This is a genomic window from Paenibacillus sp. JT22N1 (assembly GCF_059692155.1).
On record NZ_JCAUAW010000002.1, the window covers coordinates 512,524 to 529,610 of the forward strand.

Annotated in this window: 1 protein-coding gene; it reads right to left on the reverse strand. The window is 49.3% G+C overall.

Annotated elements, in window-relative coordinates; all coding sequences use genetic code 11:
• Positions 1 to 4: 4 nt before the first annotated feature.
• Positions 5 to 17,074: a non-ribosomal peptide synthetase gene (locus AC58UU_RS05795; RefSeq protein WP_497313816.1), complete on the reverse strand. Its 17,070-nt coding sequence runs from the start codon at positions 17,072 to 17,074 to the stop codon at positions 5 to 7.
• Positions 17,075 to 17,087 lie beyond the last annotated feature (13 nt).

The following is a 17,087-nucleotide window of genomic DNA, read 5'->3' on the forward strand; positions in this document are numbered from 1 at the left end:
GGAATCAAGACTCGAAAATATCAACCAAACCATCCAGTTCTTCCAAGGAAAGCTCATGATCGCCGAGGTCGCTCGGGGTCAGCTCAGGTCCTTGTTTATTAACGCAGTGCTCCATAATTTCCAGCAGGTGCTTCTTAAAGCTACTCTGCAGCTGTGTAATCGTCGTCGGATTATATTCCTGGATATTGTAGGCAAAACGGACGCTTAGTTTGCCGCCTTGAATCATCGCGGTGACGTCGAGCGTAAACAAACGCTCCGCATCCGGACTCATCGGCTCTCCCATATCATACGGCGACATCGTGAACCATTTTGTCGTTACATCTGAGTCGAACTGGCCCAAATAGTTGAAGCCAATCTCTGGCTTCGGCGCCAAGTTCAAACGCAGCTCCTCCGGAGACATGAATCTCAGCAGATCGAATCCGATACCCTTGTTCGGAACGCGCCTTACATGCTCTTTGATCCGCTTAATTTGGGAGCCCGTATCGTTTGATCCTTTCAAGTCAAGCACAATCGGGAACTGTGCTGTGAACCAACCGACCGTTCTCGATACGTTGACCTGCCCCTCCAGATCTTCCCTGCCGTGCCCTTCCATATTGACGATCACGCTGTCCTGCTTCGTCCAGTCTTGAACGCTTAAGCCTAAGGCCGTCAACAAAATGTCCTGAATGTCGGTATGATAAGCTTGATGAACCTGCTTCAATAACCGTTCAGTCTCTTCCTCATTCAGCTCAAAGGCGGTGCTTCGCGTATGAATGAGTTTCATTTCTTCCGCTTTTTTATCTTTCGGCAGCGCAGCCCAGGACAAGTCGTTGATTTGCTGCCAGTAATTCTTTTCCTTTACCACTTCTTTACCTGCGGCATAAGCCTTCAGCTGTTCCGTCCAAACTTGATAAGAATCCGTTTTATCCTGAAACAGGATGTCCTCATCGTTCATCGCTTGTTCATACCCTAAGGCAAAATCCTCCAGAATAATACGCCAGGAAACGCCATCGATTACGAGGTGGTGCGCGACGATTAGCAGATGGTCACAGCTTATCGTTCTGAACAACGCCAGCTTGATCAAAGGCCCCTCGTTCAAATCAAAGCTTGACTGCAGGCGGCTCGCCTCTTCGGTAATAACCGAAGACTCATCAGCTTGATTCCTTACATCGATCACTTTCAGGTGTACCAAGGGTTCCTCCAAACCGCGGATATGTGCAACGACTTTGTCGTTATCTACTCGGAAAACGGTTCTTAGCGCATCATGATGCCGGGTAATTTCGGTGAATATTTTGCGGACAACCGACTCCTTAAATCCATGTGTACTCTGCAGCATGATCGATTGATTCCAATGATGCATATCGGTGAATCTCTGGGCAAAGAACCATCGTTGGATGGGAGACAGCTCTAATTCCCCGACAACCATTTCTTGACTGCTCTTACGGCTTAATGTTTGTACGTAGGAACTAACTTTTTCAATAACGGGATTTTGGAACAAATCCTTCATTTCCAGCATCAAATCATGTTTATACAAACGCGTTGACACTTGAATTGCTTTGATCGAGTCGCCGCCAAGCTCAAAGAAATTATTCTTGATGCCAATTGGACGAACGCCCAGCACTTCTTCCCACACTTCCGCAAGCAGTCGCTCGAGTTCATTTCTAGGCGCTTCATATTCCGTACCGGTGATCGCTGTGCCCAGTTCAGGCTCCGGAAGTGCTTTGCGATCAATTTTACCGTTTGGTGTCAGCGGCATTTGCCCCAGTTGAATAAAAAACGATGGCACCATGTAATCAGGCAGTAATTCGGCTACATGCTCTCTCATGTTCGATATGGGAGCACTGGATCTGCCTGTGAAATAAGCGCACAAGTAATGGTGACCATGATGGTCTTCAAGGGCGATGACGATTGCTTCTTGAATCCGTTCATGACCCTGCATGACAGATTCAATTTCCGATAATTCAATCCGGTACCCTCTGATTTTCACCTGATGATCGATCCGTCCCAAGTACTCGATATTTCCATCGGGCAGCCAGCGGGCAAGGTCACCGGTATGGTAGATATGTTCACTTGGAGCAAACGGATTGTCCGTGAACTTCTCGTCTGTCAGTTCGGGCTTATTCACGTATCCCCTGGCCAATCCGACACCGCCAATGCACAATTCGCCGGGTACGCCGATCGGCTGCAGCAGGTTATCTGCGCTCATGATGTACACCTGCGTATTTGGAATCGGGTAACCGATCGGAACTACACCCGTATGCAGCTCTGAATGATTGGCATTCCAAGTGGTTGCGCAAATCGTCGTTTCGGTCGGACCGTACGCGTTAATGTACTGCACTTTTCCTTCCCACCTGCGGATCAATTCGAATGAGGTGGCGGAGCCAGCGGTGATCAGCTTCTTCAGAGAGCTCATCCGCTGCGGATTCAGGTGTGTCATGTAGGTCGGCGGCAAGGTAAGAATGGAGATCCGATGTTCGCTTACATAATCTTCAAACCTTGTGTAATTACCTATGATATCCTTGGACAACACGTAGAGCGAAGCTCCCGTCAGCAGCGCCATAAACATTTCCCAAACCGAAGCGTCAAAAGAACTGCTGGCAAATTGTCCGATCCGGTCATCGTCCGTCACACCCAGTTGATTCTCAAAAAATGCCTGTAAATTAGCAATACCCGCATGCTCGAGCATAATCCCTTTCGGTTTGCCTGTTGTCCCCGAAGTATAGATGATGTAGGCCAAATCGTAGGATGTACTTGCTGAGCCCAAGTTGGTGACTAATTTGAAAGTCAGGTCCGTTTCCTCAAGCGCTACAACTTCGCCAGCAAATCCTACTGGACGTTCCGCCTTCTGCGTAACGATTAATGACGCAGCGCTGTCTTCAAGCATGTATCGAATCCGATCCGCCGGATAATCGATGTCGATCGGCAGATACGCGCCACCGGCTTTAAGAATGGCCAGTATGGTGACGATCATATCAGCGGAACGCTCCATCATGACGCCAACAATGCAGTCTGCGACGACGCCCTTCTCGCGTAATACCCTCGCTAAGCGGTTTGCCTTGGCATTCAACTGACGGTAAGTCATCCGCTCGTTTTCCCAGACGACAGCCACATGATCCGGCGTCTTCTCCACCTGCCGCTCGAATAGCTCCTGTATCGTACAGTTCTGCGGGTAATCGGCTTTCGTTTGGTTGAAATCTACGACAATTTGCTTCTTTTCCTCCAATGAAAGCATGTCAATTTGCGCTAACTGCGCATCTGGCTGATCGGAAATTTCCTGTAAAACTCGAACGAAATGCCTCCCTAATCGCTCCATCGTTTCCTGTTTGAACAGTGCTGTGCAGTACTCGATCGTCAATTCCAATCCGTCTTGATCTTCCATGGCAAGCATGGTCAGGTCGAACTTCGATGTCGTATGCGGAACCTCATGCGGAAAAAATGTTAATGGCTTGATGCCGATCGATTGGTTTCCGATATTTTGCATAATAAACATCGTATCAAACAGCGGATTGCGGCTTAAATCGCGCTGCAGCTCCAGCTTTTCCACAAGCGTTTCGAACGGATAGTCTTGATTCTCGAAAGCCATAAGCGCCTGTTCTTTGACTTCGGCCAAAAACTGCCTAAACGACTTGGAACTTTCAGGCCGATTCCTCATGGCAAGCGTATTGACGAACATCCCAATGACATGTTCCAAATCAGCATGCGATCGGCCAGCAATTGGCGTTCCGACCACAATATCCGTTTGATTGGCGTATTTCGACAGCAGCACATTGTACGCAGCAAGCAGTACCATATAGAGTGTCGTGCCGCTCATCGCCGCCAGCTGGTGAAGCTGTCTCAGCAGAGATTTATCCGCTCTGAACGTTATACTGTGTCCGGCGAAGCTGCGCATGGATGGTCTTCCATAATCCATGGGTAGATCGAGCAGCGGAATCTCACCGTCAAACTTACTTAGCCAGTATGATTCCTGCGCTTTGATCGTTTCCGACTGGAACAGATGGTTTTGCCATGCCGAGAAATCCTTGTATTGAATTCGCAGTTGAGGCAGTTGTTCCATTTGATACAGCTGTACGAATTCTTGGATGAAAATACCCATCGACACCCCGTCGGAAATGAGATGGTGCATATCAAACAACAGCAAGTGGCGTTCTTCCTCCATCTTCACCAGTCCGACTCTGAAGAGAGGCGCGATCTTCAAGTCAAAAGGTCGGACAAAGCGCTCGATCATCTCATCTATCGACGGCAGCGAATCTGCCGCATACTCGATGTAATCTACCTGTATCTCGAGATTAGGATGTACCCTCTGAACCGGCTCTCCGTCGACCGTATCAAACGAAGTGCGCAGTGTCTCATGGCGGTCTACTAGGCTTTGGAAAGCTCCTTCAAACTGCTGGATATCGAGCTTGCCTTCGATCGTCATGGCACCTGGCATGTTATAGGTGGTGCTTCCGCTATCCAGCAAATTCAAGATGAACAATCGCTTCTGCGCGGACGAAAGCGGGTAATACGGCTGCTCCGCCGCCAATGGAATCGACTCGTACCGAGAGAGTCCTGCTCCCTGTATATAAGCTGCAAGCTCCCTGACAGAAGCCGTCTCAAAGACAGCTCTTAACGGAACTTCGACCTGGAATTCTCTGTACATTTGAGAGACTAGCGTCATTGCGCTGAGCGAATGGCCTCCAAGGTCAAAGAAGTTATCTAGCAACCCGATTTGTCCGATTTCCAGCAAATCCTGCAGCAAACCAATCAGTTTGGCTTCCGCTGCGCTAGAAGGAGCAACATATTCTTTTCTGACCATAAGATCCGTATCCGGCTCCGGCAAAGCAAGCTTATCCACTTTGCCGTTCGGGGTAAGCGGCATGACTAACAGCTGCACGAAGTACGACGGAACCATATAGGCCGGCAATTTTTTCCCTAAGTGCGCCCTTAAATCATCAAGTGTAAATACATCATCTGCGGTAATATAAGCGCATAGATACGTATGTTCGCGGTGGTCGTCCTTCGCTAACACAACCGTTTCGTTAATGAGCGGATGCTGCAGGATGACGGATTCGATCTCGCCGAGCTCGATACGGTAACCTCTCACCTTCACCTGTTCGTCCAGACGTCCGATGAAATCGATCGTCCCGTCAGGCAATCTGCGGGCAAGATCTCCTGTCTTGTACATCCGTTCATTTCCATTATCCTCAGCTGCAAACGGATTCCGCACGAACTTCTCGGAAGTCAGATCCTCGCGGTTTAAGTACCCGCGGGCCAAACCGTTACCGGCGATGCACAACTCGCCGATGACGCCGATAGGCTGCAGGCCGCCCTCTCCACTCACAATATAGATTTGCGTACCCGCAATCGGTCTCCCGATCGTAATCTCTTTGTTTGGCTCCAGACCTCTTTCGTAAGTCGCTACAACACTGTTCTCTGTTGGTCCATATTCATTCACCAACTCGATGTGCGGGTGAAGCTGCTTGCTGCGTGAGACCACATTATCGGTCACTTTCTCCCCGGCCAACGTCACGATACGAAGCGAGCTTGCTTCTTCTGCACCCATGCACTCGAGCAGCGCTGCATATAAGCTTGGTACGCTGATGAAATGAGTAACCCGATGCGCAGCGATTTGCTTTTTCATGAGCAGCGGATCCTTCGCTTCCTCTTCCTGCGCCAGGATGACCGTTGCTCCGGCAATAATCGGCGTGAAGAAGCTGGTCACGAAGCCGTCAAAGGCGAAGGAGAACAACTGCAGCACCGAATCGTTTGTATCCAACGCGTATTCAACTTTTCTCCACAGCAGATTACTGGCAATGCTGGCGTGTTCGATCATGACGCCTTTAGGCATTCCTGTCGTACCAGATGTGTAAATGATGTAAGCCAGATCAGTGGGATCATTAACCTTCGGCAGATTCGATCCGTCAGCGTTATAATGGCGCTCGTCATGGAGATCGAGCCATTTTCCGTCGAAGGCAGTATGAACATCTTCACTCATGCTTGCGACCAGATGCGACTGACTCAAGACGAGTTTGATGTTACTGTCCTTCAACATGTAGCGGATCCTTTCCACAGGATACTGTGGATCGATCGGCACATAGGCCCCGCCCGCTTTCAGAATCGCCAGGATACCAACAACCAGTTCTAATGAACGATCCGCCATAATGCCTACACACGTCTCAGGAATGACGCCCTGATCGCGGAGTGTCCTCGCCAAACGATTAGCTGCGGCATTTAGCTCCGCATAGGTCAATTGCACGCCTGCACAGACGACTGCTGGCTGATCCAGCGTTCTCTCCGCCTGCTCCTCGAACAGCCCGTGCAGTGTCTTACCTGTAGTCAATTCTGACTTTGTTTCATTGAATGTAACAAGCAATTGGTGCAGCTCCGCTTCGTTCAGCACCGTCATGTCGGCTAGACAGATATCCGCGTTTTCAACCGCCGACTGTAACAATTGAACGAAATGACGTCCGATCCGTTCCACCGTTGCTTTCTTAAACAATTTGATGCCGTAATCAATAAACAATTCTATTTCGCCATTTACTTCTCTAGCCTCAAACGTCAGGTCAAATTTAGCAATGCCGTCATGCATCGCTGATGCAACCATTTTCAAGTCTTCTCCTTGGTCATCCGATTGCGAGTGCGTATCGATGTTTTGAAGGATAAACATCGTATCGAACAGTGGATTACGGCTCAGATCCCGAGCCACGCCAATATGTTCCACCAGCCGCTCGAACGGGTAATCCTGATTCGTATAGGCTTCCAGTGCACGATGCTTCACTTCGGCTAATAACCCGCGGAAGGTCTTTTCCGCATCGACCCTATTCCGCATAGCCAGCGTATTAACGAACATCCCGAGCACGCCCTCCGTGTCCGGATGCGATCTCCCAGCAATTGGGGTTCCCACAACGAACTCGTGCTGCCCAGTGTATTTGGCTAGAAGCACGTTGTAGGCGGCTAGGAGAACCATAAACAGGGTGCTGTCCGATTGCGCAGCAAGCTGTCCAAGCTGCGTGCAGAGCTCACTTTCGATGACGATATGAACACGATCTCCTTCAAAGCTTTGCACGGCAGGTCTAACAAAATCGGCCGGCAGATTGAGTACCGGAATTTCTCCAGCAAATGTGTCTAACCAATAGGTCTCTTGCTTTTTATAAGCATCGGTTTCAAACCAGCCATTTTGCCATACGGCAAAGTCTTTATATTGAATCTCTGGATCAGAAAGACGCTCACCCTTGTATAACCGCATCCATTCGTCCATCATAATGCCCATGGATACACCGTCTGAGATGATATGATGCATATCAACAAGGAATAAGTGCCGCCTATCATCAAATTTCGCCAGTCCCGCTCTAAGGAGCGGAGCTCTGTTTAATTCAAATGGACGCACAAACCCTTTGGCCAGCTCTGCAAGTTCGGTTTCATTCGCGTCGATGGTTTCGACGATGGTTTCGACCGAGAATTCAATATCCGTATGAATTTGCTGCACCGGCTCGCCGTGAATCGTCTCAAAAGAAGTTCGCAGTATCTCATGTCTGGCAATAAGCTCCTTCAAAGCTGCTTCCAGCCTAGTCACATCTAACTCGCCTTCAAGAATGAAGGCCTCTGGCATGTTATATCCGGTACCTGCGCCTTCAAACTCACTGAGAATGTACATCCGCTTTTGTGCTGAGGATACCTGATAATAGTCCTGTTCATCCATCACCCGCTCGATGGATACATAGGCCTCTTTTACGGCCGTTTGGATATACGCAGCGATAGCTTCGACGATCGGAGCATCAAACAATACCTTTAAAGGTACTTCCACTTGATAAGCCTTGTGCATCGCGGAAATAAGCGACATCGCCTTCAGCGAATGACCGCCCAGCGCGAAGAAATCGTCCTGCACCCCGACCTGGCCGCAGCCGAGTACCTCCTGCCAAATTTGCGCAAGTCCCGTTTCCAGCTCTGTTCTCGGCGCCACGTAAGCCGTGCCCGAGTCCAGCCCGCCTTCCGGCTTCGGCAGCGCTTTGCGGTCGATTTTGCCGTTGGCAGTAAGCGGAATTTTGTCCAGCTTCACAAAATGCGACGGGATCATGTACGCTGGCAAATCGCTACCGATATGCGCCCTAAGCTCGCTCACGGTCAGCTCCCCGTCTGAGATGAAGTAGGCGCACAGGAACTTCTGCCCCTGTTCGTCATCCTGCGCAAGCACCGTTACTTCCTTGATCCGCTCGTGCCTCAGCAGCTGTGTTTCGATCTCGCCGAGCTCGATGCGGTGCCCTCGGATCTTCACCTGATGGTCGATCCGTCCGAAGTATTCCATCTCACCACTGGGCAGCAGACGCGCAAGGTCACCGGATCGATACAGCCGTTCCTCCGGCTTGTAAGGATTCATGACGAACCGCTCAGCCGTCAGCTCCTCGCGGTTCAAATATCCGCGGGCGACGCCGTCTCCGCCAACATACAACTCTCCCACGACGCCGATCGGCACCAGCCTGCGCTGCGCGTCGAAGATGTAGCTCGTCAGCGTCGGAATCGGACGGCCTATGTTGCTCAGATTCGTTTCGATTTCGCGATCCGTAATTTCTTTATAAGTAACGTGCACGGTCGTTTCTGTAATCCCGTACATATTGATCAGCAGCGTATCCGGATACTTCATCTTCCATGGCTTCAGCATGACCGGATTCAGTGCTTCCCCGCCGAAGATGACGCAGCGGACGGCAAGCTCGTTGCCCGATTGCTGCAGCTCCTCGTTGATCAGCGTGTAGAACGCGGTCGGCGTTTGATTCAGTATCGTCACTTGCTCCTGCCGCAGCAGCTGGGCGAATGCTTTCGGGTTTTGCGCGGTTGTCTTCGGCACAACCACACACCTGCCGCCGTACAACAGCGCCCCGTACATTTCCCACACGGAGAAATCGAAGCAGAAGGAGTGGAATACCGTCCACACATCGCGCTCGCTGAAATCGAACTGCAGCCGGTCATGAATGAGCAGACGCACGACGTTCTGATGCTCGATCATAACGCCCTTCGGCTTGCCGGTTGTTCCGGACGTATAGATGATGTAGGCCATATCTTGCGGCCCATTCACCGGCGTAAGGTCTGCAGAATCCCAGGCATACAGCTCTACATCGCTCATGTCCAGCATGACTCCGTCATAAGGCACCTTGCCAGCCAAATGCGGCTGCGTCAGCAGGACGCGGGCCCCGCTGTCCTTCAGCATGAACTGCGTGCGCTCCTGCGGATAGTCCGGATCGAGCGGTACATAAGCGCCACCGGCTTTGAGCGTCGCAAGGATGCCGACGATCATATCGAGTGAGCGCCGGGTGAGCAGGCCGACCCTAACATCAGGCCCCACTCCGTGGCTGCGAAGTACGCAAGCCAAACTATTGGCGCGTTCATTCAGCTGGCGGTAAGTCAGCTGTTCCTCGCCGCAAGATGCAGCGATGCGCTCCGGCGTCCTTTGCACCTGCTCCTCGAACAGACCGTGGATCGTTTGATCCTGCGGGTACGCCGCGCCGGTCTGGTTGAATTCATCCAGCAGCTGCGTTTTTTCCACATCAGAGAGCATGTCGATATCCCCTAATTGGATATCTGAATTCGCTGTTACGGCTTGAAGAACTTGCAGAAAATGCTGCGCCAGCCTTTCTGCAGTCGCACGATGTAATAAGGCTGTGCCATATTCGAGATGGAACGCGATCCCGTCTTCCCCTTCAGCAGCTTCGAGCGACAGATCGAATTTCGCTACGTTTCTGTCTAAACTGAAAGGTGAGAATGTCAGATCGGCGATTCGAATGGCTTCATCTCCCGTATTTTGCAGCACGAACAAGACATCAAACAGCGGATTGCGGCTTAAGTCGCGTCGAACGTTCAGCTTATCAACCAACTCTTCGAAAGGATAATCTTGATTTTCAAAGGACCTCAGAGATGTTTCCTTTACCTCCGCCAAAAACTGTTTGAACGATTTACCAGCCTCCGGATGGTTTCTAATTGCTAACGTGTTGACGAACATACCGATTGTGCGTTCCACATCTGCATGCGGCCTTCCGGCAATTGGCGAACCGATGATGATATCCTCTTGACCGGAATATTTGGCCATGAGCACGTTGTAGGCTGCGAGCAGTACCATATACAGCGTTGTACCGGATTCCGCCGCTAGTTTGTGCAGTTCCTGCATTAGCTCCTTGCCGGAATCAAATGTGACGCGATCGCCATCAAAGCTTTGTACGTGCGGTCTTACATAGTCGGTCGGCCAATCAAGCACTGGAATTTCACTGGAAAAAGCTTCTAGCCAGAATGCTTCTTGGCGCTTCAAATCCTCACTTTGCAGCTGTTCGTTCTGCCATACGGCAAAATCTTTGTATTGTATGCGGAGCTCAGGCAAACTTGCCCCCTCGTACAGATCGGTAAATTCTCGCATAAGCACTGAAACGGAAATTCCGTCCGAGATGATGTGATGCATATCACACAGCAGCATATGGCGTTCCGCAGCCAAGCGTACAAGACCGACCCGCAAGAGCGGCGCCTGACTTAAATTGAACGGCTTGATGAAATCGCGAACCATTGCAGCTATGTTCTCTTCATTCGCTTCCATAACTTCAATGTCGAATGACACATGGTTATGCACCTTTTGTACCGGTATGCCATCCACCGTATGCAGCGAAGTGCGAAGCGCTTCGTGGCGCAGAATCAGTCCCCGGAATGCTTCTGTTAACCGTTCATGGTTCAGCTTTCCTTCAACCAGCATCGCATCCGCCATATTATAGCTTGTGCCTGTTTCGTCCAGTTGATGGATGACGTACATCCGCTTCTGCGCTGATGATACGGGATAGAAATCCTGCTCTGGCACAGGCGCAATCGCTGAATAGCTCTTCTCATCCGAATCGATCATGTAAGCTGAAACAGCGGCAATCGTCGGATTCTGGAACAAAGTACGCAGCGGTATTTCTACACCGCAAGCTTTGTGCATTTGCGAGATGAGCATCATCGCTTTCAGCGAGTGACCTCCGAGCTGGAAGAAATCGTCATGAATGCCGATTGGATCGATGCCAAGCACCTCTTGCCATACAGAAGCAAGTTTCGCTTCCAGTACATTCGTCGGTGCAGCAAAAGTGGTTCCTAAATGAACACTGCCTTCGAGAGCCGTTAGTGCTTTACGGTCCAGTTTACCATTTGGCGTAAGCGGCATTTTATCCAGCTGCACGAAATGGGACGGGACCATGTAAGCTGGCAGCTGGCCTGTCAAGTGTTCACGAAGCTCCGGAATCGTCAGCGTTCCGTCCGCAACGAGATATGCGCACAAATATTTTTGCTGCGCTTGGTCGTCTTTGGCGATAACAACGGCTTCCTTGACGCTATCATGCTTCAGCAGGCTCGCTTCGATTTCTCCGAGCTCGATGCGATAGCCTCTAATTTTCACCTGATGGTCGCCCCTGCCGAGGAATTGAATGTTACCGTCCGGCATCCATCTAGCCATATCCCCTGTACGATACATGCGTTCACCAGGTTCAAACGGATTATCGACAAACTTGTCAGCGGTCAACTCAGGCTGATTGTAATAACCCCGGGCAACCCCAATTCCGCCGATACACAGCTCGCCAATGACACCAACCGGCTGCAGCAACAGATGCGGGTCAAGCACATAAAACTTCATATTCGGCAGCGGCTTCCCGATCGGCACATTGCCAAAATACGGTAGTGATGCATCGGTGTATTCGTAGAAGCTGGAATCGATACAAGCTTCCGTCACGCCGTAGCTGTTCACAATCCGCATCATATGGCCGAATCGTGCTTGCAGATTGGTAAAATCTTCAGCAGAGCAGCTGTCCGATCCCAAAATAAGCAAATTCAGCTGACTCATGTCCAAACCGTGATCGTAAATATATTGCATCAACGGTACGATCAGCGCCGGCGTCGATTCAAAAATATTGATTTCATAGTTCTTAATTAGCGAGTATATCGAAGCTGGATCGAGCTTTACATCATTTGGACAAATGATCAGCTTACCGCCGTTCAGCAGCGCTCGCGCCATGTCCCCGGCAAATACATCGAATGCAAAGCTCGCCATCTGCAGCAGGCTAACCTGGAACGTATCCAGTTTGTATGCCTCTCTCCAGGCGAAAGCAACATTCGTGTAGCTGCCGTGTTCGATCATAACGCCTTTTGGTTTCCCAGTCGTTCCCGAAGTATAGATGATATAGGCCAGTTGATTCTCTCTGTTAACAATTCCGAGATTGGTTGAGGCCTCGGAGTACAAGCCATTATCCTCAAAACAAACAATTTCTTTATCAAAAGATACCCGGCGTGCAATCGCGCGCTGAGACAACAATAGTTCAGCACGGCTGTCTGCCAGCATGTACCCAATCCGTTCATCCGGATACTCGGGATCAATCGGCAAATACGTGGCTCCCGCTTTCCAAACAGCGAGCACGCCGATGATCATGTCAATCGAACGATCAACCATAATTCCTACGACGCTTTCCGACTGAATTCCTTTGGTACGGAGCTTCCGTGCAAGCTGATTCGCCATACTGTTAAGCGTCCTGTAGGTAAGCAGCTCCTCTTCACAAACAACCGCTACATGATTGGGTGTTTTCTTCGCTTGTTCTTCAAAAAGCTCTGTGAACGTTTTGCCAGATGGATAAGCCCGCTCCGTCTCATTGAACCCTTCCAAGAGCAGCCGGTTTTCATCCTCCGTTACCATTGCAATATCAGCTAATGTGATATCCGGACATTCCGTAACAGACTTCAAAATTTCGATATAATGCCCAGCTAGACGATCCATCGTCGACTTCGCAAACAGCTTCGTACAATACTCCAGCTGGAATACAAGCTCCAGTTCCTTCTCCGTCGCTTCCAGTGACAGGTCGAATTTAGCGATACGGTTATCCGAAATGTAGGGCACGAAGGTTAATGAGTCGCCCAGCTCCAGCATCATCAGGTCTTTCATCTGAAGGCTGAACATCGTATCGAACAAAGGATTCCTGCTCATATCCCGTGCTACATCCAGCTTTTCCACCAACAGCTCAAACGGGTAATCCTGATGCTCAAAAGCGAACAATGCGTTTTGCTTTACTTCTTCCAGGAAATTGCGGAAGCTTAAGGCTGGCATCGGCCGGTTACGGAGAGCAATCGTATTAACAAACATTCCGATCGTATGCTCCACATCAGGGTGAGGCCTGCCTGCCACTGGTGTGCCCACAACGATATCGTCTTGACTCCCATATTTAGCGAGAAGTACGTTGTACGCCGCAAGCAGCAGCATGTACATTGTCGTGCCCGTTTCTGCGGCAAGACGGTTTAGCCGAGTCATCAATTGATGGCCCGTACCAAACATGATGCTGTCACCTTCAAAGCTTTGAACAGTCGGTCGTGGAAAATCGGCTGGCATATTAAGTACAGGAATATCACCAGCAAAAGCTTCCAGCCAATAGGCTTCCTTCTTTATCATGGCACTTGACTCGAATGATTCGTTCTGCCAGACCGCAAAATCTTTATAGGGCACCGACGCTCTTGCAGGCTCTAAACCGCGGTATAAGTCCGCCAATTCACTAATGAGAATCTCGATCGACAGTGCATCGGAAATGATGTGATGCATATCAAACAAGAAAAGGTGGCGATTTTCGCCGATTTTTGCAAGTCCTATTCGGATTAGCGGGGCTTGATCCAGTTTAAATGGCTGGACAAACTTGGATACGAGAAAATCAATAGAATCATCAGACCCTTGTATATCATGTTGAATGGTAAAATTGATGTGGTTGTGTACTTTTTGTACAGGGTGTCCATCGATGGTGTGAAAGGAAGTGCGAAGCATGTCGTGACGAACAGCCAATCGGTTAAAGGCAGCTTCCAATTGTTTTGGATCCAAAGGTCCTTCGACGGTAAAAACGCCAGGCATATTATAAGTCGTTCCCGTGCCTTCGAATTGGTTCAACACATAAAGTCGCTTCTGAGATGAGGATAGGGGATAATATTCTTGTTGTCCCGCAGGTAAAATTGTGGTGTATGTACCTTTGCTAGCTTGATCGATATATGGTGAAATTGCAGTAATCGTCGGCGTCTCAAACAAAACGCGAAGCGGCAGTTCTACATGAAATAATTGATGAATACGCGAAATGATCTGCATGGCTTTTAAGGAATGGCCGCCAAGCTCAAAAAAGTTGTCCTGCACGCCGATTCGTTCCTGCTCCAATATTTCTTGCCAGATCAAAACAAGCTTTTCTTCCGTATCGCTGCTTGGCGGCATATATTCACGGCCAGTCACAACGAGCCCTGCAGGCTTAGGCAGCGCTTTGCGATCTATCTTTCCGTTCCCAGTGATTGGCATTCTATCCAAATGTACAAAATGGGAAGGTACCATATACGCCGGGAGCTCCAGCGCTAAGTGCATGCGCAGTTCAGAAACCGTCATCTCCGCATCGCTAATCAGATACGCACACAAATATTTTTGCGCCTGCGCATCATCGAGTGCGATAACAGTAACCTCATGAATCATTGGGTGCTCAAGCAATCTCGTTTCGATTTCGCCCAATTCGATGCGATGTCCGCGGATTTTCACCTGATTGTCGATCCGGCCTAAATACGCCATTTCTCCGTTCGGGAGCATTTTCGCCAAATCGCCCGTTTTATATAACCGTTCCCCGGGCTTATAAGGGTTCATGATGAAACGCTCCTGCGTCAGTTCATCACGGTTCAAATAGCCTCGGGCTACGCCCGCTCCGCCGACATACATTTCGCCCGTAACACCCATAGGCACTAATTTCCTGTTTTGATCAAAAATATAACAGGTCAACGTCGGAATCGGCGAACCGATATTACTCACATTCGTTTCGATTTCCTGTTCACCAATCTCTTTGAACGTAACATGCACCGTTGTTTCTGTAATGCCGTACATATTAATCAGCTTCGTCTCAGGATACTTGTTCCGCCATGGTTTCAGCATCTTCGGGTTAAGCGCTTCTCCGCCAAAAATGACGTAACGGATTGCCAGCAAGCTGTCTTCCTGCAGCAGTTCTTCATTGATCAACGAATAAAATGCTGTAGGCGTCTGATTCAGAACTGTTACTTTTTCATGTCGGAGCAGCTGAGTAAATTCCTTCGGATTTTGCGCAATAATCCTCGGAATCACCACGCATTTCCCCCCGTATAAGAGGGCGCCATACATCTCCCACACCGAAAAATCAAAGCTAAACGAATGGAACGCGGTCCATACGTCATTCTCACTAAAGTCAAACTGCAGCTTGTCGTTAAACAGCAGACGGACCACGTTACGATGTTCGATCATTACACCCTTTGGCTTTCCAGTCGTGCCGGAGGTGTAAATGATATAAGCCATGTCGGATGGCTGATTCACGATCGGCAAATTGGAACTATCACCAGAGGAAAGCAGCTCCCCATCGATGGCCAAAACGGTCCCCGCGAAAGATACTCTTTCCTGCCACTGCACTTCAGTCAGCAATACCAGAGCACCACTGTCCTCAAGCATAAACTGGATTCGCTCTTCCGGATAATCAGGATCCAGAGGCACATACGCTCCACCCGCTTTAAGTATGGCGATAATGCCTACGATCATTCCCACAGAACGATCCACCATAAGACCAACTCGATCATCAGGTTTCACACCATGCTCGCGAAGCCTTCTCGCCAAACGGTTGGCACGTTCGTTCAGCTCCCGGTAGGTAAGACTTTCGGTACCGAACATGACCGCAATGCGATCCGGCACCCTTTCCGCCTGCTTTTCAAACATCCCATGTATGGTTTGATCCATTGGATAATCAGCTTCAACACCTGATAAAACATGCAGCAGCTGAGTTTTTTCCTGCTCCTTGCAAAGCTCCAGCTCAAACAACGGTTTGCCTGGATTGTCTAATACATCCTTTAGTAGCACAAGTATGTGCTCTAACATGGAAGAGATTTCTTCACTTGTAAATAAGCCTGTACGATAATCGATGTCCAGCTGCAGCTGGTCTATATCCATACGATCTTTGATATGTATGATAAAATCGTTGGCTTCGTGCCCATTGCCAAACGGTTCCGTAACGTATTCGATCTGTTCTTTTTTCTGCCATTCCATCACTTGGTATTCCACGAAAACACCGAACAGCCTGCTGATGTCGCTGTGCTTTTCCCTCAATTCGTTGACCAATACGTTATAAGGGTACTTTTGATATCTGAATATGTTCATCTGCTTTTTGCCGACTTTGCGGATAAACGACAGGGCATCTAGCTCAGGCTCCACTTGCATTCGAAAAGGTGTCGTGCTAACGAACATGCCCAACATTTTTTTTTCTTTCGCATTCGTCCGATTGGAAAAGTTGGTTCCGAGCACGATATCCTCATGAGAGGTGATGCGATAAATATACGTGTACAGCATGGCGACAAACAACGTAAAAACACTGACGTTATGTTCTTTGCAAAATCCCACAATATCATCACGAAGCGTTTGAGGAATAATGATCGATTCTCTCGCCGCTTCGGTGCTTACACGGTATAAATCGTATGTTTTCAAACTCGTAAATTCCGGGATTGTCTGAAATTCCTCATGCCAAAATTTTTGATCTTTCAGATAACGGTCCGCTGATTCATAGTCCGGCTCATTCCGAACGTAGTCCACGTACGACGGGCGATTCTCTTGAACGGTACCCTCACCATTCACAAGGCCTACGTAGATATCGATGATTTCGTTTACGACAAGCACCATTGATATCCCGTCCGATATCAGATGATGAATTTTAATATATACCCGACCCTCGTCACCGCTAATTTTGAATATAGCGAACTCAAACAAATCAGCATCATGCAGCTGAAAAGACTGCTTCATCTCTCTTTCGCCCCATTGCCGTACAGCTTCGCTGGCATCATCAAGGCTGCTGTAATCGTAGAATGGTATTTCGAAGGGTACGAATTCAGTCATATATTGACGCGGTTCGCTGCTGTGCTGGTCTACCACACGTAAACGAATCGTATCGTTCAACCTGACGAAGTCGTGAATCGCTTGCGCTAACAGCCCGTAATTCAATCGTGCGTCTTTCAGATTAAACGTACCGCCTAGATTGGAAATACTCGTGCCCGGATAAAATTTCTCCGTATACCAAATTCTTTTTTGCGCATGAGTTAACGGGTGAGTCGGTTGGTTCGACATTAGGTTTCCTCCA